Source organism: Burkholderia sp. Leaf177, assembly GCF_001424345.1.
GTDB lineage: Bacteria > Pseudomonadota > Gammaproteobacteria > Burkholderiales > Burkholderiaceae > Caballeronia.
Genome location: NZ_LMPF01000002.1, coordinates 23,548 through 47,835, shown reverse-complemented (window position 1 = coordinate 47,835; position 24,288 = coordinate 23,548). Strand labels below are relative to the sequence as shown.

The following is a 24,288-nucleotide window of genomic DNA, read 5'->3' as shown; positions in this document are numbered from 1 at the left end:
GACGAACGCCGGCGATGCTGTCTTTCACGCTTTCACGGCCACCGCTATTACTGCGGCTGATAGATCGAATCGAACACGCCGCCATCGGCGAAATGCGTCTTTTGCGCCTTCGTCCAGCCGCCGAACGAATCGTCGATGGTGTACAGCTTGATCTTCGGGAACTGCTTGGTGAGCGCGGCCGGAACCGCTGTAGAACGCGGACGATAGAAGTTGCGCGCCGCGATCTCCTGGCCTTCCTCGCTATACAAATACTTCAGGTACGCCTCGGCGAGCTTGCGCGTGCCATGGCGGTCGACAACCTTGTCAACCACCGCAACCGGTGGCTCGGCGAGAATGCTCACCGACGGCACCACGATCTCGAACTTGTCCGAACCGAATTCCTTCAGCGACAGGAACGCCTCGTTTTCCCAGGCGATCAGCACGTCGCCCTGGCCGCGCTGCACGAAGCTCGTGGTTGCGCCGCGTGCGCCCGAATCCAGCACGCCGGCGTTTTTGTAGAGCTTGGTCACGAAGTCCTTCGCGGTCGTCGCGTTGCCGCCCGGCAGATGTTCGGCGTACGCCCAAGCCGCGAGATAGTTCCAGCGTGCGCCGCCCGAGGTCTTGGGATTCGGCGTCACAATCGATACACCCGGCTTGAGCAGATCCGGCCAGTCCTTGATCTGCTTCGGATTGCCCTTGCGAACGAGGAATACGATCGTCGATGTGTACGGCGAGGCGTTATCCGGCAAACGCTTTTGCCAATCCTGCGCGACGAGACCCTTCGCCGACAGTGCATCGATGTCATATGCCAGCGCCAACGTCACCACATCGGCTTGCAAGCCGTCGAGAACAGAGCGCGCCTGACCACCCGAGCCGCCGTGCGACTGTTTGAACGTGACGGTCTCGTTGGTTTCAGCCTTCCATTTCTTGCCGAAAGCCTGATTGAAGTCCTGATACAACTCACGCGTCGGGTCGTACGACACATTGAGAAACGATGTATCGGCGTGCGCTTGCGCGACCATGCCCATTCCGGACGCCGCTCCGATAATCGCCGTCGCCAGCAGTTGCCTCGCTCGCGCGCTCCAGCTCGTATTCCGACTCAGCATTCCCCGTTCTCCGTCTTATGGTGTTGGATGGGCCGAGTCTATCGACGGGCTTTCATTATTAAAAATAATTGTTCTTCATGCTTTTAGATCAAAAAGTGCTAATGACGGCTGGAAGCGGTGTTGCGACCGGTAAACGGGCGTTGGAGCGGCGCGTTTCCCTCTTGTGTGTGGTCGTGGCGACGCCGAACTTAAAGTAAAGCTTGAAAAGCCGCGAATACTGTATAAAACTACAGGCATCTGTTCATCCATACAGTGGATGCGCGACCAGAAAAGGGGCTAAAAGACGTGACCAAAATGAGCAAACTGACTGCGCGGCAGCAAGAGGTGTTCGAACTGATCCAGCGCGCAATCGAGCGCACTGGTTTTCCGCCCACACGCGCCGAGATCGCGGCAGAACTCGGCTTTAGTTCGGCCAATTCCGCCGAGGAGCATCTTCGTGCGCTGGCGCGTAAAGGTGTGATCGAGTTGGCCGCGGGCTCATCGCGCGGCATTCGGCTGCTGAACCAGCCTGGTCCTGACGACGGCCCTCATCAATTTACGTTGCCGCACGCCAGCATCATGCAGTTGTCATTGCCGCTGGTCGGGCGCGTAGCCGCCGGTAGTCCGATCCTGGCGCAAGAACATATCTCGCAGCACTTCGCCTGTGATCCCGCACTGTTCTCCAGCAAGCCTGACTATTTGTTGAAGGTTCGCGGTCTGTCCATGCGCGACGCCGGCATTTTCGACGGCGATCTGCTCGCGGTGCAAAAGAAGAACGAAGCCAAGGACGGTCAGATCGTTGTTGCGCGCTTGGGCGACGACGTGACGGTCAAGCGCTGGAAGCGTCGTCCGGACGGCGTTGAGCTGATTGCCGAAAATCCTGACTACGAAAACATCTTCGTGGCGTCGGGCAGCGATGAATTTGCGCTGGAAGGCATCGCCGTTGGACTAATCCGATCCGGCGAGTTGTGATGTGGTTCGTTCGCCGCCGATTTGTTGGCCGCGTTCCGGTTCTCGTGTTTTGAATGCTGTTTTCTGATCCGCATTGCGGCGGCGGGTGCGCTCGCTTCCGGCTGCACTGCGGTTGAATTTCCGGCCTTATAAAGCGTGACGGGCATTGCATCCGCAATGAACCGGCGCGTGCCCTATTGTCCACGGAGAAACATCATGGAACGATTTGCCCGCCTGTTTTCTGCCTCGTTTTTATCCAATGCATCCGTGGCTTTCGCGCCCGCAGCGCGCTCCCCGCTTTCGTTCCGTCAATTTCGCGAATTCGGCCGATTCCGCCATTTGCGGGCATTGATTTCCTGCAAGACGCGCAAAGACACGAACACGCCGGATATGTTCGATGAACCGCCCGTCCTGCCATCGCGGCAACCGGCGTTCGCACGTGTATCGCTGAGTTCGTCAGTGCACGCGCAGGCCGAACATCGTGCGCCGGTGCGGGTTTATCGCAGTGAATCGCGCGTGATCATGGTGGGAAATATCAACGCGGTATCGCGCATGATCGACCGTTGTATCGACGAAGAACGCGCAGGTGTCGAGGGTGGTTTGCTCGCGTGACGGTTGCGGGTCACTTCGTTGCTGGTGAGCCGAGGGATAGATTTGGTGGCGGCGCGGTCAATTGAGACTGTTAATGGGATTATTTGCCGTCATCCATTCAATCACACACAGGTTCCCTCTCGTATGACTCGTACCAGTAAATCGGTTCTAACCGCGCTGATCGTGATTGCGGTCATCGCCGCGCTCGGGTTGCTTTACGCGTCGCCTTATATTGCGCTCGACAGGATGAAACGCGCCGCCGATGCGCGCGACGCCGAGACGGTGAACACCTACGTCGATTTTCCGCTGCTGCGGCAAAGCTTGAAGGAACAGGTCGGGCAACTGCTCACGCGCAAGATCGATGTGCAAAAAAGCGGCAATCCGCTGGCGCTATTAGGTGCAATGATCGGCGCTGCGCTGATCGGGCCGCTCGTTGATTCATATGCCACGCCAGATGGCGTCGCCGCAATCCTGAACGGCATTCCGCCGCGAGGCGATCCTGGCGAGAAACCGCCGGTCCCGCCTTCGCCGGATTCCGCCAACGAGGGAACAACGCCAGCTTCGCCGGGCGCACCGCCGATTTCCAGCGCGCCATCTGAGCCCAAACAAAAAGAACCGCCCGCGACAACGGCAGGCTATAGAAGCTTCGACACGTTCGTCGTGAACTACCAGCACGGCGCGGGAGATGCGCGCTATTCGGCCGTTCTCAAACGCTATGGACTGTTTTCGTGGAAGCTGGTCGGTATCGAATTGAACGGCGGTTGAACGGGAGTGAACGACTTCAGCCGTTGCACTAAGCCATTACACCCCGCCCCGTTTCACACATTGACTTCGGCCTTCACAGGCACTGCGGCATGCGCTGCATCTTCCTGTTCGGCCGTCGATCCAACCGGCGAAACTGCCACCAGAATGCTGCACGACACGCGGTCCATCAGCGGTGTGTTGCCCGCGCCCATCCACCACCGGGCGAGCCCTGTCCGGCAACGATGTCCCACTACGACCAGATCGACCTGCAGGCTTTGCGCAAGCCCGGCAATTTCATCGATAGGGTGCCCAAACGCGAAATGACCCTCGGCGTGCACGCCGCGCTCGGTTAGCCATTCCACGCCTTCGCGCAGGATGTCGCGGGCGGCGTCTTCGAAGCGCCCGCAGGCCATATCGGTGAGAAGGCCCGCACTTTGCGCAATGCTCGAGCGCATATCGACTACAGCTAGCAAGTGTGTTTCGGCTTTCAGTTCGAGCGCGAGGTTCGCGCCGTCGCGCAGCGCCTTTCGACCTTCGCGAGAGCCGTCGTAGCACAGCAGGATTTTTCGGTAGCTCGCCATGGTGGTTCTCCGCGCTGCTCGTGGCAGCAAAGGGCATCGAAAAAACAATTTCAACGTGCTGCGGGTTGTGCCTCGTGCTCAGTCGATCGCAAAACCCCGGCCGCGTTGCCGTCATCATGGTGCGTCGCCAAACCGCTTGCAACGATGGAAAACGCTAATGCATTTACGTCACTGGAAAATTCCGAAGCGCGCAGCGTGCCAGCACGCGCAATCCCTTGACGGGCGGCCGACGCAGCCGATCACTACCCTTTCCAGGAAGCCGTTTGGGTTCGGAAATTTACCCTCATGCGCACACGCAGTGCACGTCACGCCGGGCGGCGCGCCGCGCTGGTGCAATCGATTAAACTAGTCAGCTTGATTCCTGACCCAAAGCCGAGTTCCAACGCATGGCAGATGCAGCAGTTTTACCTCAGGATGCAACTCGTTTGCCGGACGCGCCGACAAGTCCCGCCATCGAATTTATCGATGTCCGGAAGCACTATGGCGACAAAACGGTAGTCGATGGATTGTCGTTTCATGTGCAGCCCGGCGAGTGTTTTGGACTCCTCGGCCCGAACGGCGCGGGCAAGACCACCACGCTCAAGATGCTGCTCGGACTTGCCGCGCCGGATGCCGGCACGATCCGCCTCGTCGATGAACCCATTCCGTCCCGAGCGCGTTATGCGCGCCGCCGCGTGGGCGTTGTTCCGCAGTTCGACAATCTCGATCCCGACTTCACCGTGCGAGAAAACTTGCTGATCTTCGGCCGGTATTTCGGCATGAGCGGCGGCGAAATCGAGGCCGTGGTTCCATCACTGCTGGAATTCGCGCGCCTCGAAAGCAAGGCGAACGCGCGAGTCGGCGAGTTGTCGGGCGGCATGAAGCGGCGGCTGACGCTCGCGCGTGCGCTCGTGAACGACCCCGATGTCCTCGTCATGGACGAACCGACCACTGGTCTCGATCCTCAAGCGCGTCATCTCATCTGGGAGCGGTTGCGTTCGCTGCTATCGCGCGGCAAGACCATTCTTCTCACTACGCACTTCATGGAGGAAGCGGAGCGGCTTTGCGACCGGCTATGTGTGATCGAAGAAGGACGCAAGGTCGCGGAAGGCAAGCCGGACGAGTTGATCGAAAGCGTGATCGGTTGTGACGTGATCGAGATCTATGGCCCCGATCCGCAAGCACTGCGCGATGAACTCACGCCTTTCGTAAGTCGCATGGAAATCAGCGGCGAAACGCTGTTTTGTTATGTCGATGACCCCGCTCCCGTGCATCAACGGGTGAAGGGCCGTCCGGGCGTGCGTTATCTGCACAGGCCGGCTAATCTTGAAGACGTGTTTTTGCGCCTGACCGGGCGCGAGATGGTGGACTAGGCGATGTCGAGCAAACCGCAAACCAACGCTGCGAACGTTCCCTCGGGCAATGTACAAAAGCCGGCGCAGAAGCCCGACCACGAGCCGTTCCTGTCGTCCATGCCGGCGAACGCAACCAACTGGATTTCGGTCTGGCGGCGTAATTATCTCGTGTGGAAAAAGCTCGCGATCGCCTCGATGTTCGGCAATCTCGCCGATCCCATGATCTATCTGTTTGGACTCGGCCTCGGACTTGGACTAATGGTCGGTCACGTGGACGGCGTGTCGTATATCGCGTTTCTGGCGGCGGGCACGGTGGCATCGAGCGTAATGATGTCGGCGAGTTTCGAAGCCATGTATTCCGGCTTCTCACGCATGCACGTCCAGCGCACGTGGGAAGCGATCATGCATACGCCTTTGACGCTCGGCGATATCGTGTTGGCGGAGATCGTGTGGGCCGCGAGCAAATCGGTGCTTTCGGGCGTCGCGATCATGCTGGTCGCAGGCGTGCTGGGTTACGCGAGTTTTCCGTCGATGCTCTACGCATTGCCGGTGATCGTCCTGACCGGTCTGGCGTTTTCGAGCACGGCGATGATCGTGACCGCGCTTGCACCGAGCTATGATTTTTTCATGTTCTACCAGACGCTCGCGCTTACGCCCATGTTGTTGCTTTCCGGCGTGTTTTTCCCGCTGACGCAGTTGCCGGCGCTTGCGCAGCACGTGTCGTTGTTGTTGCCCCTGTCGCATGCGGTTGCGTTGATCCGGCCTGCGATGCTGGATCGTCCGCCAGAGCAACTCGTGCTTCACGTTGCGGTGCTTGCGGCCTACGCGATCATCCCGTTTTTCATCTGCGCGATGTTGTTCCGTCGACGCATGATGCGATAACAAAAAAAGCCGCTCAGCGCGACGCGTGAGCGGCTCTCGAACTACTCGTTCACGCCATTATTTCAGACCGGGCGTGAACTCCTTGTGACCGCCGAAACCGAATCGCATAGCCGACAACATCCGGTCGGCGAACGAATTGCCATCGCGGGAACGAAAGCGCGTGTAAAGCGCCGCCGACAACACCTGCGCCGGCACCGCTTCCTCGATCGCCGCCTCGATGGTCCAGCGCCCTTCGCCGCTATCGGCCACTTCGCTCGAATACTTGTCGAGTGAAACGTTGCCCGCTAGCGCGCCCGCCGTCAAATCCAGCAGCCACGACGACACCACGCTGCCGCGCCGCCAGACTTCGGCCACATCGGCGAGATCGAGGTCGTAACGCTGCGCTTCCGGGAGATCCGTCGACGACTTGTGCTTCAGGATGTCGAATCCTTCCGCATACGCCTGCATCAGACCGTACTCGATGCCGTTGTGCACCATCTTCACGAAGTGCCCCGAACCGACCGGACCCACATACATATAGCCGTTTTCAACGCGCGTATCGCGGCCTTCGCGGTTCGGCGTTTCAGGAATGTCGCCGCGTCCTGGTGCGAGCACGGAGAAGATCGGATCGAGGCGCTGCACGACATCTTTCTCGCCGCCGATCATCATGCAATAACCGCGTTCCAGTCCCCACACGCCGCCCGACGTACCCACATCGACGAAATGAATGCCCTTTTGCTTGAGCTTTGCCGCGTGGATGATGTCGTCCTTATAGAAGCTGTTGCCGCCGTCGATGATCGTGTCACCCGCTTCCAGGATCTCGTACAGATCGTTCATGGAATCTTCGGTGATCTTGCCGGCCGGCAGCATCAGCCAGACTGTGCGCGGCGCCGCAAGTTTCTGCACGAGATCGCCAAGGTTGCTCGAGCCTGTCGCGCCGTCGGCGACCACGGCTTGCGTTGCGTCCGGGTTGTGGTCGTAGACCACGCAGGTCTGATTGCCCCGCATGAGACGACGCGCGATATTCGCGCCCATCCTGCCCAATCCGACGATTCCTATCTGCATGGCCGCTTACTCCTTATGGCTGGTTTTGACGCGTTCGATCTGCTTCTTGGCTTCTTCGTAGACGTGTTCCGGCGTGAAGCCGAACTTCTTCTTCAGGTCGGCGAGCGGCGCCGATGCCCCGAACGTATGCATCACGATCTCCGAGCCGAGACGCCCCACGTATCGATCCCAGCCAAGCGACCCGGCCTGTTCCACGCACACGCGTGCATCCACATCCGGCGGCAAGACCGATTCCTTGTATTCCATGTCCTGCTTCTCGAACACATCCCAGGACGGCATGGAGACCACGCGCGCGGAAATTCCTTCAGCCTTGAGCTTCTCGTATGTCTCGATACACACGCCCACTTCCGTACCCGTGCCCATCAGAATGACTTCGGGCTTCTTGCCGTTGTCGGCATCGGCGAGAATGTAGGCGCCCTTGTGCACGCCCTTCGCCGATGCATATTTCGAGCGGTCGAACGTCGGCATTGGCTGACGCGACACTACAATACAAGCCGGCGTCTGCGGTTGATTCAACGCGAAGCGCCATGCTTCGCCGACTTCGTTGGCATCGCCCGGACGGAAGGTGCTCAAGCCCGGTACGCCGCGCAATGAGGCAAGCTGTTCGATCGGCTGGTGCGTAGGACCGTCCTCGCCCACACCGATGGAATCGTGCGTGAACACGTAGACCACGGGCACTTCCATGATCGCGGAAAGGCGGATCGGCGGCTTCATGTAGTCGCTGAAAATCAGGAAAGTCGAACCGTAAGGCCGCAAATTCGATAAAGCCAAGCCGTTGCAGATCGCGCCCATCACATGTTCGCGAATGCCGAAATGCAGGTTCCGGCCGGCGTAGTTGTCGTACTCGAAGCTTCCCGCGCCTTCGAACTTCAGATCGGTTTTCGTCGATGGCGACAAATCCGCCGAGCCGCCGATCATCCATGGAATGCGTTTGGCGATCGCGTTCAGGACCTTGCCCGACGATTCGCGCGACGCCACGCCTTTGGCATCGGCGTCGAATACAGGAATGTCCGCGTCCCAGCCTTCCGGCAGTTCGTGCTCCTCGATCTGCGCGAACTCCTTCGCAAGGTCGGGATATTTCTTCGAGTATTCATCGAAGCTCTTCTGCCACGCCTCGCGCGCTGCCTTGCCGCGTGCACCAAAGCCCTCGTTGAAGTGCGCGTACACGCCGTCCGGCACAAGGAAACTCGCGTCTTCCGGCCAGCCATAGAACTTCTTCGCGAGCTTGATTTCATCCGCGCCGAGCGGCTCGCCGTGCGCCGCCGACGTATCCTGCTTGTGCGGCGCGCCCCAGCCGATAATGCTTTTCACCACGATCAACGTCGGCTTGTCGGTGCTGGCCTTCGCCTGGTTCAGCGCGGCTTCCAGCGCGCCGGCGTCGTTGGCGTCGTCCACGTGGATCGTGTTCCAGTGGTATCCCTTGAAACGCGTTTCCACGTCGTCGCTATACGCCAGATCCGTGTGCCCTTCAATCGTCACGCGGTTGCTGTCGTAGATCCAGATCAGGTTGGACAACTTCAGGTGACCGGCCATGGATGCCGCTTCGTGCGAGATGCCTTCCATCATGTCGCCATCGCCACAAAGCGTGTACACGCGATAGTCGAAAATCTTTGCGTCGGGCTTGTTGAAACGCGCCTCGTACCAGCGCGCGGCCATTGCCATGCCTACGCTATTCCCCAAGCCTTGGCCGAGCGGGCCCGTGGTGGTTTCAACGCCCGTTGTCATCCGGTATTCCGGATGACCCGGCGTCTTACTGTCCAGTTGCCGGAAATTCTTGATGTCATCCAGCGATACCGCAGGACCATTCGTCGGCTTGCCGGCGTGGTCGACGGCCTTGACGCCCGTCAAATGCAGCAGCGAATAAAGCAGCATGGAAGCATGACCCACCGACAACACAAAGCGGTCGCGATTCGGCCATAACGGCTCGGCCGGGTCATAACGTAGATGGTTTTGCCACAGATGAAACCCGACCGGCGCGAGCGCCATCGGCGTTCCGGGGTGTCCCGAATTGGCCTTTTGCACGGCGTCCATGGACAGCGTGCGGATGGTATTAATCGCGAGAGTGTCGAGATCGGACGAGTTCGAGGGGGTTTGCGGCATGAGCGACGACTCCTTTTGCGTAGGGCGCGCTGAGGCACGAAAGGCGCCACAGCGGGCAACCGGGTCCTTCGAGCAAGTGTAGTGCCATGAAAACTGGCGCGTCACCAAAGAACAACGAAGCGCACGCCGTTAAAGGCCCGACGTGGCTTATGACAGACGATTACGACACTGATTGAGACAACAACTTTACGCTTGAAACCATGCAAAAACGAACGCAAACAGTAATTTTTCGTAGCAGCCTTCGACTAGCGTACTCAGCCAGCGTAACGGCCGCGCGTGACAATTTTCGGTGAGCGATCAAGGCGCGGGGTTAGGCTGAAGCTCGTGGATTGCATCGATTTCCGCGAGAATTTCATCTGACAATTTTACGTCCACGCTGCCAATGTTCTCTTGCAATTGCGCAAGCGACGTGGCGCCGATCAGCGTGCTGGTCGTGAACGGCCGGCTGTTGACGAACGCCAGCGAAAGCTGCGCCGGGCTCAGGCCATGACGCCGCGCAAGTTCAACATAAGCGCTGACCGCCTTCACCGCGTGCGGCTTGCTGTAGCGCTGAAAACGCTCGAACAGCGTGATCCGCGCGCCGTCCGGACGCGCGCCGCCTTCGTACTTGCCGGAGAGCCAGCCGAAGGCCATCGGCGAATATGCAAGCAGGCCGACACCTTCCTTGTGCGTGAATTCGGAGAGCCCTGCTTCGAACGTGCGGTTCACGAGGCTATACGGATTCTGGATGCTGACAATGCGCGGCAAGTCGAGCTTGCTGGCGGCGTTGAGAAACTGTGAGACACCCCAAGGCGTCTCGTTCGATACCCCGACGTGCCGGATCTTGCCCGCTTTCACAAACTCGCCAAGGACGCCCAACGTCTCTTCGATAGGCACCGTGTATTCATCCTGAATCCACGGATAATTCGCGCGGCCGAACGTCATCGTGCTGCGATCCGGCCAGTGCAACTGATACAAATCGATGTAATCCGTCTGCAGACGCGCGAGGCTCGAATGGATCGCTTCCGACAAGTTCTTCCGGTCAAACTGGTTGCCTTCGCCGCGGATATGACGCGGGTTGTGCGGCTGCCGCGCCGGTCCGGCGATTTTCGTGGCCAGCACGATCTTCTCGCGTTCGGCCGGATGCGCGTGCAACCACGTGCCGATGTACTCTTCCGTGCGTCCTTGCGTTTCGGGGCGCGGCGGCACCGGATACATTTCGGCGGCGTCGATCAGGTTGATGCCGGCGGCGAGCGCGGCGTCGATTTGCGCGTGCGCCTCGGCTTCCGTGTTCTGTTCGCCCCAGGTCATCGTGCCCAGTCCGATCAGGCTCACATTGACATCCGTTCCACCGAGTTTCCGGTACTCCATCGCGTGCTTCCCCATGGTTGTGTTCAGGTTTTAAGGCATCGAGCCAGACGCCGAAGCTACCATAGCGCGGGCCTTGTTGCAGCGGCTGGCGCTTTCATCGCGTGTTCCTGACAAGAAACTTTCCGTTCAGCTTTTATTGCCTTACACCCAAGCCGCAGGAGAACGCTTTCAATGCAGGCCCCCGACCTTGCCCGCGACACATCGCAACAGACAAACCCGCGCGGGTCGTCCGTTATCGTCATGCTGGTAGCGGCCACGTTCTTCATGGAGAACCTGGACGGCACGATCATCGCGACTGCGCTGCCGCAGATGGCGCAGTCGTTCGGGCTGCATCCGGTGGACCTGAGTCTTGGCATCACCTCGTATTTGCTGACCCTTGCCGTGTTCATCCCGATCAGTGGCTGGGCCGCCGACCGCTTCGGCTTGCGCACCGTGTTCGGCAGCGCCATAGCCGTGTTCACGGTGGCATCCGTGCTGTGCGGCTTGACTTCCACCTTGCCGATGTTCACTGCCGCGCGCGTGCTCCAGGGCATCGGCGGCGCGATGATGGTGCCCGTCGGCCGGCTCGCCGTGCTGCGCGCGACGCCCAAGGACGGCCTGATGCGCGCGATCTCGATCATCACGTGGCCCGGTCTCGTTGCGCCGGTGATCGGTCCGCCGCTAGGTGGATTCATCACCACATACTCGTCCTGGCGATGGATCTTTTATCTGAACCTGCCGCTGGGAATCATTGGTCTCGCGCTCGCGCTTCGTTTCCTCGATAACACCCGCGAGCACGCCGGCCGACGTTTCGATTTCCTGGGCTTCGTTCTGTGCGGTCTGGCGTGCACGACCCTCCTCTACGCGATGGAACTCATCGGCCGCAACGGCACGCCGTGGGTTTTCACGAGCGCGCTGATTGCCGCGGGGGTGCTGGCGAGCGCCGGCGCGTGGCTGCATTTGCGGCGTTCGAGCGAACCCGTGGTCGATCTCAAGTCATTGAAGATCAAGACTTTCGCCGTCGCGATGGGCGGTGGCTCGCTATTCCGCGTATCGATCAGCGCCGTGCCTTTCCTGTTGCCGCTCATGTTCCAGGTCGGTTTCGGGCTGAATGCGTTTCAGTCGGGGCTGCTGACTTTGTCCGTTTTTGCCGGCAATTTATCGATGAAACTCGTTACCACGCCCATCGTCCGGCGTTACGGCTTTCGTTCCGTGCTGCTCGTGAATGGCGTGATCGCGGCGATATCGCTGGCGGTGATGAGCCTGATCACGCCCACCACGCCGACGTGGATCATCGTCGCCGTGTTGTTCGCGAGCGGAATGTCGCGCTCGCTGCAGTTCACGGCGCTCAACACGCTCAGTTTCGCCGATGTCCCGAAGGCGCAGATGAGCGGCGCGTCGGCGTTATCGAGCACGTTGTTTCAACTGACGATGGGCGTGGGCGTTGCGCTGGGCGCGATCGCGCTGAGGCTCGCGGAATGGATGCATGGCCACGATTCGCAGACGGTTACTCCCGCCGATTTCAGCATCGCGTTCTTGATTGTTGCGGCGGTGGGTTTGCTGGGCGTGGCTGATTTGTTCAGCTTGCATCGGGACGCGGGGGCGGAAGTTAGCGGACGGAACAAACGGAGCTGAAAACAGGCCAAAGATATGGCTCGGATCGTTCTTGAAGCGTTGCGGTAAAATTATGTATTCGGCGCGAGAACGCGCTTCACGCCTCAGAATCAGCAGTTTTCATGTCTACAGCATCAAAAATCAGCCCTCGCCGCGTCAGCGTGGCCCCGATGATGGACTGGACCGACCGGCATTGTCGTTCGCTCCATCGCATGATCTCGCGCCACACGTGGCTTTACACGGAAATGGTGACGACCGGCGCGTTGCTGCATGGCGACGTCGTCCGCCATCTCGCGTTCACGCCCGGTGAGGCGCCCGTTGCGTTGCAGCTCGGCGGCAGCGAGCCGGCCGACCTCGCCCATAGCGCAAAGCTCGGCGAACAATGGGGCTACGACGAAATCAACCTGAATTGCGGCTGTCCTTCCGAGCGTGTCCAGCGCGGGGCGTTTGGCGCGTGCCTGATGAACGAACCGCAACTCGTCGCCGATTGCGTGAAAGCGATGCGCGATGCGGTATCGATTCCCGTCACGGTCAAACATCGGATTGGAGTTGATGCAGTCGAGGACTTTGCGTTCGTCCGTGACTTCGTGGGCACGGTTGCTGAAGCGGGTTGCGAAGTGTTTATCGTCCATGCGCGCAACGCGATTCTCAAGGGCTTGAGCCCGAAGGAAAACCGCGAGATTCCGCCGCTGAAGTACGAATACGCGTACCAGTTGAAGCGTGATTTTCCGCATCTGGAGATTTCGATCAACGGTGGCATCAAGACGCTCGATGAAGTGGAAGAACATCTCAAACACGTCGACGGCGTCATGCTTGGGCGCGAGGCGTATCACAACCCCTACGTGCTGGCGGGCGTGGATTCGAGGTTCTATGGATCTTCAACGGCGATCCTTTCCCGAGAAGAGATCGAAGCTGGGTTGATTGAATACGCACGCGAGGAAGTGGCGCGTGGAACGTATCTTGGCGGCATCACGCGGCATGCGCTCGGTTTGTATCGCGGCGCGCCGGGTGCGCGCGGCTGGCGTCGCGTTCTGTCGGATAGCCGTCGGCTTGCAACTGGCGATCTCGCCATCTTCGACGAAGCGCGCACGCATCTACGGGAATCGGCCGAATTGATCGAATAAGGGACTAGGCAAACTGAATCTTTGTTCGTATAATCTCGTTTCTCGATTCAGCAAGCCTGTTTTTTGGTGCGCCAGAGAAAGAAGTAAGTCAGTGGTGGCTGTAGCTCAGTTGGTAGAGTCCAGGATTGTGATTCCTGTTGTCGTGGGTTCGAGCCCCATCAGCCACCCCAAAAGATTCAAGCGTTAAAGCGAAGCCGCTCCGGAATAAAATCCGCAGCGGCTTTCGTGTTTCTGCGCGCAAGAATTTATCGATAGCCGAATCTTCTCCGCTCCACGCTGTCACAAAAGCAACCGGCAGCGCTTTGCAAGCTCGATCAAACCGCGCGCCGCCCTGGAGATACACATGAAATCCCGCGCTTTTGGAATCTCACTCGGCCTTACCCTCGCAGCGGCAACGCTTGCAGCGACTACAGCACAAGCCCAGTCCGCCAAACCCGCCGACTCCGCCTCAATGGTCAAACCGCCGGTGGCACCTGATTCGAGCACCGCACGTCCCAGCAACCCCGATAACATGCCAACCAAACGGCCGGCGTTACCCGCGAACAGCGACCGGATGCTGCACAACAATCCGGCCAGCGACGCCATCGCCAAGTAATCGCTAGATCGATAGCGAGAACTTCGTTGCATCCACCGCAAAGGCGCCGCCGATTGCACCATTGCGCGGCATGCCCGACCCTATAATGACGCCACTCTAAAAATTGGCGCGGCCGCAACGCGCGTCTCAAGCGGTGTTTTTTCAATGCAAAAAGTCATTCTGCCGTACGTCGCGGGCTTTCTCGCCGCCCTGTTCTTCCGTGAATCGACAATTGCGATCTTGCACGCGGCCGGCGTTATCGACGTAGCCGGTTATTCCACCGCTCCGTTCCTGCCGCTGGGCATCCCTGAATTCATCGTGGCCGCTTTATGGAGCGGATTTTTCGGCATCTTGATGGCGTGGCTGCTGCGCGTTGCGCCCGACCGTACCGCGCCGTGGATCGGCGCCCTGGTGTTTGGCGGGATCGTGCTGACGGCCGCGAGCGTGTTCGTGTTCGATCCGCTGCGCGGCGTCTGGCCAAGCGGCAACATGATGCCGCGACTGGCGCTCGGATTTGCATCGAACGCGATGTGGGGCTGGGGCGCACTCGTTTTCATGCGCGCCTTCACAGCCGGCAGCGACGCGGATTAATCCACCAAACGAGCAAGCGGATGATCGGCGACGGTCCACGGACTTTCGTACATCCGCAGCACCTCCTCACGCGTCACGTCCTCCACGCGCGTCACTTTCCAGATGGGTTGATTGTCTTTATCGACAATGCGCGCCCGGATGCCTTCCATCACGTCACCATGATCGAACGTTGCACGCGTCAGGCCGAGGTCGCGCCTGAGCGTCTCGGCCATGGTCGAGGTCTTGGCGCGGTCGATCAGTTCCAGCGATATATCGATAGACAACGGCGAACGCTCACGTAACTCGGCCGCCGTATGCGTCGCCCATTCACGTTCGGCGGCGTTCGTGGTGTTCTCCAGCGACTTCAGGCACGCCGCGCCATTTCCCGACGCAAAATGCGCATCGATGTACGCGCGATTCGCCTCGAGTTCGCTCGTCTTTCCCGCGTCCGCTCGCCCTTCCCCTTCAATAAATCTCACCACGTCGGCGCCCGACGCAAAGCTTTTCTGCTTGAGCGTATCCACGAGACCGGCGAGCGCGGCCTCGTCCATATAGACATCGGCAAGATTGGCGTAGAGGGCATCGGCGGCGTCGATGGTCGCGCTCGTCGCCGCCAGATATCGCCCGATGGCGCCGGGCGTGCGCGCGAGAAACCAGCTCACGCCGACGTCCGGAAACAAACCGATACGCGTCTCGGGCATCGCCATCCGCGTGGACTCGGTCACGACACGCAAACCGCCCGTATGCCGCGCGCCCTGGGAAATCCCCATTCCGCCGCCCATCACCACGCCGTTGAGCAACGCAATATACGGCTTCGGATACGTGAAAATCGCGTGGTTCAGCACGTATTCATCGGTGAAAAATTCGTCGATGGCAGCTTGCTCACCCGCCTTCGCCGACTGGTACAGGAAGCGAATATCGCCGCCCGCGCAAAACGCACGCGGATGCGGGCTGTAGATGACCACTGCGTGCACCGATTCATCGTCGCGCCAGGATTCGAGCGCGCGATGGATGGCGTGGATCATTGGCGTGGAAAGCGCGTTGAGCGCCTTCGGCCGGTTCAGCGCGATAAAACCAATACCTTGCGCACGTTCGATACGGATTTCTTCGATTGTCTCGGTCATATCAGATAGGGGTTCGGTGGATTCGGTGGCGCTGGAAAGTATGGCGGCGATCGTCAGCCAGCGCGTGCATTAGCGGGTCGGCGCACGGGTTTTTTCTTGACGCCAAACAAACAGAGATCCAGCGCTGAATCGATAAGCGCGTCGGTTGGCGCGGATAAATACTTGGAAGCAGTCAAACTCAGTGACACGATGCCATGCAAAGCCACCCATAAGGTGTCTGCTGAAAGCGGCGCTGATCTGGCCGAAGGTCCAAGCGAAATCAACGCGTCTGAAAACACGGAAAGCGCGGTCTCGCCGGCCGTTGCCGCGTCACTAAATATAGCTTCGGTATAAGCGGCGTTCTGCATATATATCAGCCGATACACCACCGGATTTGCTTTTCCAAACTCGACATACACGCGCGCCATCGACCTGACGCGCTCGACCGGATCCGAAGTCGAATCGCACGAATGCAGCGCGGCAAGCAGCTTGCCGTGACCTTCGGCGCCGAGCGCGTGGGCAATTGCATCGCGTCCTGGAAAATGAAGATAAAGCGATGCCGGCGAGTAGCCGACCACGTTCGCGAGCTTGCGCATGGACAGCGCATCGAATCCATGGCGCACGACGATTGCACGCGCGGCGTCGAGAATATGGCCGCGAAGTAGCGGCTGATCGGACAGAAGAGGTTTGGAACTGGCCATTCGCGCATTTTCCGCGAGATGGCGCTCAAGTCAATTCAAACCTGAACGGTGTTCAGGAGGACACTGCGCCGGGAGGAAAATGCCCGCTTTTCAGCAGGACCGGCGCGCCTCGCGTGATCGATAAATGCTCGCGCGCCACCGCTTCGATTTTCGGGCGGGCGGCGTCGAAGGCGCGAATCCAGCCGTAGCTGTCGTAGCTTTCCACGCCGAAATGATCTTCTAAAGCTTCTACGGAAATTGCGCACGGCACACGCTCGCCGTCGACAAGCGCAGGAAAAACTACGGTGAGATTGGTATCGCGATAGGCGGGCGCGTCGGCCGGAAACTGGATGTTCATGATTGCCTCAGACCCAGAACGAAAACGAAAATCGATAGTACTCGCAGCGCACGGAAGCGGTCTACCCCGGCGCTGCACCGCGCTATGCTGCGCTCATGCACTCGCGGACCATCTCGGCCTCGACCTCCACGATCTTCAGCGAAAGCGCATCCGGGTCGGCGTAATCGAACTTGAGGTGACGGCTTATGTCCCTCACCTGTTCGCAAAACCGCTGCTGGGCGGGTTCGGGAGCGAGATCGAAAAGACTCAGCGCTTCGGCATCGAAACGATAGTGCACGCCCCACGCAATATTGCCCGGCTGTCCGGCTGTGCCGCTCGTGCGCCAGCTCACGAAAAGACAGGGCTTCGCGTCTGTGCCGATTTCGCTGATATCCGCGCCGCTGGGGAAAAGATCTAGCAACGCCTCGGCCACGCAGCGCATTGCCGGGTGACGGATGTTGAGCGTGCGCATCAGGCGTTTTGCAGCAACTTGTCAATGTAGACGCGCGCTGCCTCCTCGACCCGGCCGAGTGCGTCGTCCTCCGTCGCAAAGCGCTGAGAATCGCCGAGATCGACCATGGTCTCGAAGCGGTGCACGTTGTCCGGGTCGCCCTGCGCAACACTGACCGTACCCACGTAAATGAGCTCGTTGCCTTGCTCCGGCGATGGTGTCAGGCGTGCTGCAGCACTGATGTAATACCCCCGATACGGGCCTGTAACGCGTTCTGCCATGGTTGTCCTCTCTTAGTTTTTAAACGTCTTTTCGATGTCCATCAATACCGTAAGGTGCGATGCCCCGCAAATAGTTCTCGCTGGTTGCATCCAGTTGCATTTTCTTCCGACACTCGTGCAAAGACGGATGTGAAAAGATACGACTGCTTTAACTTGCGCAAGGCCCGCGCCAGCCTCGTTTTAAATGTTGTTTGATGTGCATCAAAGACAGAGCTTTTTCCCGCCGGTACTGGCGTGTGGGAAAATGCGGCCAGGAAACGACTCGGCCACTGGTCACAAAGGAACAGAATGACGTTATTTGCATGGCGCATGACGCCTAACAGAAATATCGCGCGGGCAATGCAGACCGCGGGTCTCGCACTTTGCACCGCGGGCGTGTTCAGTCTTGGCGGCTGTGCATCGTCCAACGATGCATCCCTGATCCATCTTCCCGACGGACAATCCGGCTACGCCATCAACTGCAGCGGCGCGGACGCCAGCACCACGTGGGCAAGCTGCTACGTCATGGCCGGCGACAAATGCGGCGCGACGGGTTACACGATCGTATCGAAGGACAACGAGGAAGGCGGTCCAACGGGCGGCGGCATCACGAACGTGATCTCGGCAAATGTAAAAAATCGTTCGATGGTCGTTCGTTGCAACTAGGTCCAGTCGGCCGCCACGGTCAGCGGCTAATGCGGGCTGACCTTCGAAAACACGTTCAGCACGATCACGCCCGCCACGATCAGGCCCATGCCGAGCACGGCGGGCAGATCGGGGATTTGCTTGAAGAGAAGCGCGGCGACGAGCGTGATCAACACAATGCCCGCTCCTGACCAGACGGCATAGACAATGCCGACCGGCAACGACTTCAGCGTGAGCGAAAGCAGATAAAACGAAATGCTGTAGCCGATCACCACGATCACGGACGGCACGAGCCGGGAAAACCCCTCCGATGCCCGCAAAGCCGATGTCGCCACGACCTCGGCCACGATAGCGATGGCAAGCAGCGCATAAGCCGAAATGCGCATTGCTTACACCTTGTCCGATTGAAACGCGAGCGTGCTTGCGTCGTGCCCGAGCACCGCGCACAGCGCTTCAACCACGAACTCGTGATCCTTGCGCTGCGGTAAGCCAGACACCGTCACCACCCCAATCACGCCCGCCCCCTTCACAGTCAGCGGAAACGCGCCGCCATGCGAAGCGAACTCGGCGGCGGGAAGACTGTATTTATCGGCGAGCGTTGTTGATGCCTGTTGCAAGCCAAGGCCGACAGCGTACGAACTCACACGGAAGTGCTCGACCGTGCGCGCCTTGCGCTGCGCCCATCGGACGTTATCGGGCGTGGTGCCATCGAGGGCCGCGAAAAAGAGCGGCTGGCCGAAGGTTCGAACATCGATCACCATCGCGGCGCCACGCGCCACCGCCATCTCGCGAAGCTGCGAGCCGATCTGCCATGCGCGGTCGGAATCGAAGTGGGGAAACACAAGAGTCTTCTCTTGTAGCGCGATGGTCTGCAGATCTTGAGCAATATTCATGAACGATATTTCCGTAAGCAAGTGATGAGTAGCGCAATAGGATCAAACAAATTGTGACATGAGTTGAGAATTGGGCTTGCATGTGTGCGTCATCCAGATGCTCTGCAACGACCGAAACGCTTTTTAACCATTCAAACGATTCAGCCGATAGCTCGATAATTCTTAGTCGCTCTTATTGTTCGATATATCCAAAGCAAACCGGCTTTCCAAGGTGTTGTTTAAATTGCACCCACAACTGAATTAGGACCTTTCTCATTAGGGCATTACAGCTCCGTAAGTAGAGTTCAAACCTTTTCCACGCAGCCATTTTCGGGTCCGTTCGGATTCGACACCGGCGCCGACTCGACATGCAGATCCAACGAATTCTTTCTGCAAGTTCACGTCCTGGATCCAGATCAACTCTACGCAGGAATGCAAAATGAATAAGGTTTATAAATCGGTTTGGAATGAATCAATCGGCACATGGGTCGCGGTGTCGGAAAACAGTCCGGCGCAGGGAAAAACGTCTAAAAACCGAATTTCGATCACGCTCGCATCAACCTCGGTGGCAATCGGAGCGACCATAGGCATGATGTCCCCAGTCGACGCGTTCGCGCAGAACATAGCGTATCTGGGCAGCGAGACCGATGGTATTGATACGTGCTCAAGAGCTGGCTCCGATATGCAAGCGTGTGGCGCCTGGAGCCCCGCCTTCACGGCGGTCTCCGGATCGCGCCTCGCTTATTTGACGTCGCAAAATGGCATCAGCGAAGGTGGAGTCTGGGCGGGCAATTTGTCGTCCGGCTTGTTCTACGGCAGCGGACCCGGCGGAACGAACGGCGTGGTTGCAGATAGCTCCGGCACTACGGTTTCAGGTTCCAACCTGACTTTGCGTTCGACAAACGGCGTCAACGTATCGTCGAGCAAAATCATTAACGTCGCGGCTGGCACGCAAAGTACGGACACCGTGAACGTTGGACAGCTCACGCCGCTGGTCAGCGCGCTTGGCGGCACGAGCTCGTTTAACGCCGATGGTTCCGTTATCGGCCCCAAGTATTCGATCAAAGGAACGACCTACACCAATGTAGGCGACGCACTTTCTGCGCTGGCAAACACGACGTCATCGAGTACGTACCTTCACGTCAATTCGAGCGGACCTGATTCGATTGCGTCGGGAGCAAATGCGACAGCGATCGGCGCGGAATCCGTATCGAGTGGCGGCAATACCACTGCCATTGGCCACAAGGCAATATCCAGCGGCCCGAACGAGTCCATCGCCATTGGATCCGACGTTCAGAGCACGGCAAACGATGCGATCTCGATAGGCTCGCAAATCGTCAACGCGGGCGCGTCGTCCATCGTGATCGGTAATAACGCGGTTTCCCTGGATAGCGCGTCGAACGCGAGCGTATTGCTCGCGCCGGACGAAGGAACCGTAGTGAAATCCGCGCGCTCGCTTTCGTTCAATCCGTACGGCGGAACAGGCACCTCGAATTCGAATGATTCCGTCAACTTGTCCGGCACTGTGACGAACGCAGCAGCAGGCGTGGCGATTGGCTCGAAGTCGTCCGTGACGGCAGCCAACGCGGTTGCGCTGGGTGCATCTTCGACGGCTGCATTTGAGAATTCGATGGCATTGGGCGCCGGTTCGGCAACCGATCGCGCCAACACAGTTTCAGTCGGCTCAGCCGCGAATCAGCGGCAAATCACGAACGTCGCAGCCGGCGCGCAAGCCTACGACGCGGTCAACGTAACCCAGCTCCAAAACGTGGCCACGCTGCTCGGCGGCGGCGCCAAGGTCAACGCTGACGGCACGATTCAACCACCGTCATACACCGTGGCGGGCGCGCAGTCGGCCACCGTTGGCGACGCGATCACCAAGATCGATTCCGAACTCGGCAACAAGGTCGCCTACGACACAACCGACAAGTCGCACATCACGCTCGGTGGCGTCGGGACATCGAAACTCGTGACGATCTCAAACGTTGCCACGGGTGCAGTGAGCGCGACCAGCACGGACGCCATCAACGGCTCGCAACTGTATTCGACCAATCAGCGCGTTGGCTCGCTCGAGACGTTCGCGGGCAACATCGGTGACGGCGGCGGCATCAAGTACTTCCATGCGAATTCGAAGCTCGCGGATTCATTAGCGACGGGCACGGATTCAGTGGCGATCGGCGGCGCGGCGATTGCATCGGCGAACAACGCTGTGGCGCTCGGCTCGAACTCGGTCGCCGATCGCGCCAACTCGGTGTCGGTTGGCGCGGCAGGCAAGGAACGTCAGGTGACCAACGTTGCGGCAGGTACAGCATCGACGGATGCTGTCAACGTTGGCCAGTTGACCAGTATTTCCGATAACCTCGGCACGCTCGGCAGCTTCGCAGTCAAGTACGACACGGACGAAAACGGTAAGCCGAATTACGAGCGGATCACGCTCGGCGGTGCATCGGCCGCGGCTCCCACCTTGTTGACGAACGTTAAAGCCGGCAGTCTGGCAGAAGACAGCACGGACGCCGTCAACGGCTCCCAACTGTACGCAACGAACAAGAACCTCCAGACGCTACAGGACTTCACGAACAGCATCAGCAATGGCGGCGGTATCAAGTACTTCCACTCGAACTCGATGCTCGCAGATTCATCGGCAACCGGCGCGGATTCAGTGGCGATCGGCGGCGCGGCGGTATCGTCGGGGAAGAATTCGGTTGCGCTCGGTTCGAACTCGGTCGCGGATCGGGACAACTCGGTGTCGGTTGGTGCAGCAGGCAGCGAGCGTCAGATCACGAACGTCGCGGCAGGCACGGCATCGACCGATGCAGCCAACGTCGGCCAGCTCAACGCGGTATCGAATAGCATAAGCACGCTGAGCGCCGCCGCGATCAAGTACGACACGAACGCGGACGGCACGCCGGACTATTCGAACGCCACGCTCGGGAACGGCAACACAACGGGTACGGCTTTGCATAACGTGGCAGCCGGCACGAGCAGCATGGACGCAGTGAACCTGGGGCAGATCAACGACATGATCGGCGCGGTGACCAATCTCGCGAACGGCGCCTACAACCCGATGTTTTCCGCCGATGGCAACCGTGACACCGAAGCGGCAACGTCGAGCGGCGCGCATTCGGTTGCATCGGGTGCAAACGCGGTTGCATCCGGCGTGAACGCTGTGGCTTCCGGCGCGTCGTCGGTGGCGAGCGGCGCGAATGCGGTTGCGGTGGGAGCGAATTCATCGGCTACGGCCAAGAACGCAGTTGCGCTCGGCTCGGGTTCGGTCGCCGATCGTGCGAATTCAGTGTCCGTTGGTACGACGGCTGCGGGCGGTCAACGTCAGATCACGAATGTCGCAGCCGGCACGGAAGGCACCGACGCAGTCAACGTGAACCAGATGCAGCAGTCCGTGAGCACGGGCGTGAAATCGTCCAAGGGATACACCGACGCACTTCGCGCCGACATGGACAGCAGCCTGTCGATCCAGAACAACCACATCAACAGCGTCGGCGCGATGAGCAGCGCGATGGCAATGATGGCGGGCAGCGCGGCAGCAATCTCCGACAAGGACAATCGCTTTGCTGCGGGCACGGGTGTTTATCGTGACAAGGCTGCAATCGCGGTCGGCTTCCAGAAACGCTTCGGTACCAATATGGTCCTGACGATCGGTGGTTCGACGACGGGCGAAGAATCCACGGGCGGTGCGGGTTTTGCGTTCGGCTTCTAAGCGGTAGTCATCAACGGTGCGTAACGCGGCGGCATGTCTCTGCAACGAGATATGCCGCCGCTTTTTCGCTTAGCAGGCTTCATGCAGCAATCAAGCGTGACAAACATGTTGCACTGCAGTGCCCGTTCCCCTATAATCTTTTTCGCGGGGTGGAGCAGTCTGGCAGCTCGTCGGGCTCATAACCCGAAGGTCATAGGTTCAAATCCTATCCCCGCAACCAAGATTAAAAGTTAAAAGCCCGGTTCTCCGGGCTTTTTCCGTTGTGGCTTTACGATGGCAACAAGCCTATTCGAAAGGCTTTGGTCAAGGACCATCCATGCCGCGTTTAGCCGCAGCGGACACAACGCAAGCGCACAAATTCCCTTCGACACGCGTGGCATAATCGACGGCTCAATCGCCCTGGAAGCCATCGTCAGCCTCATGCGCCGTCGCCTAGTTCGCAAGTTCGGCAGCATCATCGGATTGCTCGCCATTCTGATGACAACGCTCGCGCCTGCTGTGTCGCAAGCGCTTGTATCGAATGCTCGCGCGAACGCGATCTTCAGCGCGCATTGTTCCGCGATAACGGAATTCCAGACGCCAGTTGCCGATCATCCGCCTGCACATCCTTCGATTGCCGATCACCGGGACGCGTGCGGTTACTGTAACTTCGCGGCGCATTCCGCTGCAGCACCGCCTTCTATCAACACCCTGCCCGAACGTATTACCGCCGCAGCCATTCCGGTCGACGCAGCGCCCCAACCGATTGCGCCATTTGCGCCCTCGTTCGCAGCGCAACCCCGCGCGCCGCCCTTCTCCGCCTGATTTCACGCATTGTCGTTGGCCGAACGGCTGGCGCCTTCCTCTCGCGCAAACAGGATCAGCATGAACTCGTCTATATCAAACGTCGCAACCATGTCCAAGCGCGGCGCGCTTGCCGCGGCCCTTCTTGCCATCGCTCAGCTGGCCATGGCCCACGCGCTTCCAAAGCAGCAAACGCCCGCGCCGGACGCAACTGTCGAGGCTCCGCATGAAGTGGCCATCGATTTCTCGGAAGGGCTTGAACCGACCTTCAGCACGCTGATTGTCGTGGATGCCGCGGGCAGGCAGGTCAACACTGCAAAGTCAGTCGTCGATACCGCCAACAAGAAGCATATGAGCGTGGCGCTCGGCGACCTCAAAACCGGTGCGTATCAGGTCGAATGGACCGCGGTTGCCGAAGACGGGCATCGTACGCAAGGTCATTATCTTTTCAACGTGAAGTGAGCAGTCCGATCATGAAAAAACAAACATTGATACGCGCCGGTTTGCTGGCAGTGAGCGCAGTGGCATTTTCGAATGCGCAAGCCGCCACGCTCACCGCGCACGATTGCTGGATCCGCTTGATGCCGGCGAGCTTGCCTTCATCGGGATATTTCGTGGTATCGAATAACGGCGATAAACCCGCCACGCTCACCGGCGCCGAAACACCCGCGTTCGGCATGGCGATGCTGCATAAGTCGAGCAGCAACGGGAGTACATCGACTATGGCGATGGTCGATTCCGCCGATGTCCCCGCGCACGGCACGCTCGCTTTTGCACCGAGCGGTTATCACCTGATGCTGGAGGACGCGCCCAAACCGCTGAAAGTCGGCACCACGATTCCTTTGAAACTGACGTTCTCGGACCAGTCGACCATCGATACACAATGCGCGGTGAAGCCGGCATCGACAGTCGGCAAGTAAGCTCGTACTGCCATAAAAAA

The 24,288-nt window shown here is 59.3% G+C and carries 26 protein-coding genes, 2 tRNA genes and 1 pseudogene; 17 read left to right on the top strand and 12 right to left on the bottom strand.

Annotation, left to right across the window (positions count from 1 at the left end):
- Positions 1-47 precede the first annotated feature (47 nt).
- Positions 48-1,085, bottom strand: a complete 1,038-nt coding sequence (locus tag ASG35_RS03985) for a sulfate ABC transporter substrate-binding protein (RefSeq protein WP_056353065.1) — start codon at positions 1,083-1,085, stop codon at positions 48-50.
- Between the two features lie 294 nt (positions 1,086-1,379).
- Here ASG35_RS03985 and lexA point away from each other — a divergent pair, with 294 nt between their 5' ends.
- The 3 genes from lexA to ASG35_RS03970 all read left to right on the top strand — a co-directional run bounded on the left by lexA (position 1,380) and on the right by ASG35_RS03970 (position 3,371).
- The gene (gene lexA / locus ASG35_RS03980) at positions 1,380-2,036 is read left to right on the top strand and encodes a transcriptional repressor LexA (protein WP_056353729.1); all 657 of its coding nucleotides are present in this window, start codon (positions 1,380-1,382) and stop codon (positions 2,034-2,036) included.
- Positions 2,037-2,231: 195 nt separating this feature from the next.
- Positions 2,232-2,627, top strand: a complete 396-nt coding sequence (locus tag ASG35_RS03975; protein ID WP_235527439.1) for a hypothetical protein — start codon at positions 2,232-2,234, stop codon at positions 2,625-2,627.
- A gap of 123 nt (positions 2,628-2,750) precedes the next feature.
- Positions 2,751-3,371, top strand: a complete 621-nt coding sequence (locus ASG35_RS03970; RefSeq protein ID WP_056353062.1) for a DUF2939 domain-containing protein — start codon at positions 2,751-2,753, stop codon at positions 3,369-3,371.
- 53 nt (positions 3,372-3,424) lie between these two features.
- Here ASG35_RS03970 and ASG35_RS03965 read toward each other — a convergent pair whose 3' ends face one another.
- Positions 3,425-3,931: a universal stress protein gene (locus tag ASG35_RS03965; RefSeq protein WP_056353060.1), complete on the bottom strand. Its 507-nt coding sequence runs from the start codon at positions 3,929-3,931 to the stop codon at positions 3,425-3,427.
- 386 nt (positions 3,932-4,317) lie between these two features.
- On the opposite strand from ASG35_RS03965, the gene nodI reads away from it, so the two are divergent.
- Complete coding sequence (nodI, locus tag ASG35_RS03960) at positions 4,318-5,283, top strand: nodulation factor ABC transporter ATP-binding protein NodI (RefSeq protein ID WP_056353058.1); 966 nt, start codon at positions 4,318-4,320, stop codon at positions 5,281-5,283.
- A gap of 99 nt (positions 5,284-5,382) precedes the next feature.
- Positions 5,383-6,147 carry an ABC transporter permease gene (locus ASG35_RS03955; RefSeq protein WP_235527457.1) on the top strand — a complete coding sequence of 255 codons (765 nt, stop codon included), beginning with the start codon at positions 5,383-5,385 and terminating at the stop codon, positions 6,145-6,147.
- 57 nt (positions 6,148-6,204) lie between these two features.
- On the opposite strand, the gene gnd is transcribed toward ASG35_RS03955, so the two are convergent.
- The 3 genes from gnd to ASG35_RS03940 all read right to left on the bottom strand — a co-directional run bounded on the left by gnd (position 6,205) and on the right by ASG35_RS03940 (position 10,641).
- Positions 6,205-7,191, bottom strand: coding sequence for a phosphogluconate dehydrogenase (NAD(+)-dependent, decarboxylating) (gnd, locus tag ASG35_RS03950; protein WP_056353057.1), 987 nt, complete (start codon positions 7,189-7,191; stop codon positions 6,205-6,207).
- Positions 7,192-7,197: 6 nt separating this feature from the next.
- Complete coding sequence (gene tkt, locus ASG35_RS03945; RefSeq protein ID WP_056353055.1) at positions 7,198-9,291, bottom strand: transketolase; 2,094 nt, start codon at positions 9,289-9,291, stop codon at positions 7,198-7,200.
- Between the two features lie 297 nt (positions 9,292-9,588).
- Complete coding sequence (locus tag ASG35_RS03940; RefSeq protein WP_056353053.1) at positions 9,589-10,641, bottom strand: NADP(H)-dependent aldo-keto reductase; 1,053 nt, start codon at positions 10,639-10,641, stop codon at positions 9,589-9,591.
- A gap of 171 nt (positions 10,642-10,812) precedes the next feature.
- Here ASG35_RS03940 and ASG35_RS03935 point away from each other — a divergent pair, with 171 nt between their 5' ends.
- The 5 genes from ASG35_RS03935 to ASG35_RS03915 all read left to right on the top strand — a co-directional run bounded on the left by ASG35_RS03935 (position 10,813) and on the right by ASG35_RS03915 (position 14,523).
- Complete coding sequence (locus ASG35_RS03935) at positions 10,813-12,255, top strand: DHA2 family efflux MFS transporter permease subunit (RefSeq protein WP_056353050.1); 1,443 nt, start codon at positions 10,813-10,815, stop codon at positions 12,253-12,255.
- Between the two features lie 101 nt (positions 12,256-12,356).
- Positions 12,357-13,358, top strand: coding sequence for a tRNA dihydrouridine(20/20a) synthase DusA (dusA, locus tag ASG35_RS03930; RefSeq protein ID WP_082508224.1), 1,002 nt, complete (start codon positions 12,357-12,359; stop codon positions 13,356-13,358).
- Positions 13,359-13,452: 94 nt separating this feature from the next.
- Positions 13,453-13,528, top strand: a tRNA-His gene (locus tag ASG35_RS03925).
- Positions 13,529-13,701: 173 nt separating this feature from the next.
- Positions 13,702-13,953 carry a hypothetical protein gene (locus ASG35_RS30670; RefSeq protein ID WP_082508223.1) on the top strand — a complete coding sequence of 84 codons (252 nt, stop codon included), beginning with the start codon at positions 13,702-13,704 and terminating at the stop codon, positions 13,951-13,953.
- 144 nt (positions 13,954-14,097) lie between these two features.
- On the top strand, positions 14,098-14,523 hold the full coding sequence (locus ASG35_RS03915; RefSeq protein WP_056353045.1) for a hypothetical protein: 426 nt from the start codon (positions 14,098-14,100) through the stop codon (positions 14,521-14,523).
- Here the strand turns inward: ASG35_RS03915 and ASG35_RS03910 are convergent.
- The 5 genes from ASG35_RS03910 to ASG35_RS03890 all read right to left on the bottom strand — a co-directional run bounded on the left by ASG35_RS03910 (position 14,520) and on the right by ASG35_RS03890 (position 17,354).
- The gene (locus ASG35_RS03910) at positions 14,520-15,626 is read right to left on the bottom strand and encodes an enoyl-CoA hydratase/isomerase family protein (protein WP_056353043.1); all 1,107 of its coding nucleotides are present in this window, start codon (positions 15,624-15,626) and stop codon (positions 14,520-14,522) included. The genes ASG35_RS03915 and ASG35_RS03910 overlap by 4 nt on opposite strands.
- Before the next feature lie 53 nt (positions 15,627-15,679).
- The gene (locus ASG35_RS03905; protein ID WP_056353041.1) at positions 15,680-16,306 is read right to left on the bottom strand and encodes a TetR/AcrR family transcriptional regulator; all 627 of its coding nucleotides are present in this window, start codon (positions 16,304-16,306) and stop codon (positions 15,680-15,682) included.
- A gap of 52 nt (positions 16,307-16,358) precedes the next feature.
- On the bottom strand, positions 16,359-16,643 hold the full coding sequence (locus tag ASG35_RS03900; RefSeq protein ID WP_056353039.1) for a DUF1488 domain-containing protein: 285 nt from the start codon (positions 16,641-16,643) through the stop codon (positions 16,359-16,361).
- A gap of 82 nt (positions 16,644-16,725) precedes the next feature.
- Positions 16,726-17,094, bottom strand: a complete 369-nt coding sequence (locus ASG35_RS03895) for a hypothetical protein (protein WP_235527438.1) — start codon at positions 17,092-17,094, stop codon at positions 16,726-16,728.
- Positions 17,094-17,354: a hypothetical protein gene (locus ASG35_RS03890; protein WP_056353035.1), complete on the bottom strand. Its 261-nt coding sequence runs from the start codon at positions 17,352-17,354 to the stop codon at positions 17,094-17,096. Before ASG35_RS03890 ends, ASG35_RS03895 begins: the two co-directional genes overlap by 1 nt.
- Before the next feature lie 339 nt (positions 17,355-17,693).
- Here ASG35_RS03890 and ASG35_RS03885 point away from each other — a divergent pair, with 339 nt between their 5' ends.
- Complete coding sequence (locus ASG35_RS03885) at positions 17,694-17,999, top strand: hypothetical protein (protein ID WP_082508237.1); 306 nt, start codon at positions 17,694-17,696, stop codon at positions 17,997-17,999.
- 26 nt (positions 18,000-18,025) lie between these two features.
- Here ASG35_RS03885 and ASG35_RS03880 read toward each other — a convergent pair whose 3' ends face one another.
- Together ASG35_RS03880 and ASG35_RS03875 are read right to left on the bottom strand one after the other, a co-directional pair.
- Positions 18,026-18,364: an SMR family transporter gene (locus ASG35_RS03880; protein ID WP_056353033.1), complete on the bottom strand. Its 339-nt coding sequence runs from the start codon at positions 18,362-18,364 to the stop codon at positions 18,026-18,028.
- 3 nt (positions 18,365-18,367) lie between these two features.
- Positions 18,368-18,871 (bottom strand): heme-degrading domain-containing protein, encoded by a 504-nt coding sequence (locus ASG35_RS03875; RefSeq protein WP_056353718.1) that lies wholly within the window; start codon positions 18,869-18,871, stop codon positions 18,368-18,370.
- 418 nt (positions 18,872-19,289) lie between these two features.
- Between ASG35_RS03875 and ASG35_RS32565 the strand changes: the two are divergent.
- From ASG35_RS32565 to ASG35_RS03850, 6 genes and pseudogenes are all read left to right on the top strand, one after another.
- A pseudogene (locus ASG35_RS32565) lies at positions 19,290-19,415 on the top strand (ESPR domain-containing protein); the annotation flags it as partial.
- Positions 19,416-19,439: 24 nt separating this feature from the next.
- Positions 19,440-22,565: a YadA-like family protein gene (locus ASG35_RS03870; RefSeq protein WP_235527437.1), complete on the top strand. Its 3,126-nt coding sequence runs from the start codon at positions 19,440-19,442 to the stop codon at positions 22,563-22,565.
- A gap of 143 nt (positions 22,566-22,708) precedes the next feature.
- Positions 22,709-22,785: transfer RNA gene (locus ASG35_RS03865), tRNA-Met, on the top strand.
- A 200-nt stretch (positions 22,786-22,985) separates the two neighbouring features.
- Positions 22,986-23,369 (top strand): DUF2946 domain-containing protein, encoded by a 384-nt coding sequence (locus ASG35_RS03860; RefSeq protein ID WP_162244386.1) that lies wholly within the window; start codon positions 22,986-22,988, stop codon positions 23,367-23,369.
- 60 nt (positions 23,370-23,429) lie between these two features.
- Positions 23,430-23,810 carry a copper homeostasis periplasmic binding protein CopC gene (gene copC, locus ASG35_RS03855; protein ID WP_056353027.1) on the top strand — a complete coding sequence of 127 codons (381 nt, stop codon included), beginning with the start codon at positions 23,430-23,432 and terminating at the stop codon, positions 23,808-23,810.
- An 11-nt stretch (positions 23,811-23,821) separates the two neighbouring features.
- Positions 23,822-24,268, top strand: a complete 447-nt coding sequence (locus ASG35_RS03850) for a copper chaperone PCu(A)C (RefSeq protein ID WP_056353024.1) — start codon at positions 23,822-23,824, stop codon at positions 24,266-24,268.
- The last annotated feature ends 20 nt before the right edge of the window (positions 24,269-24,288 follow it).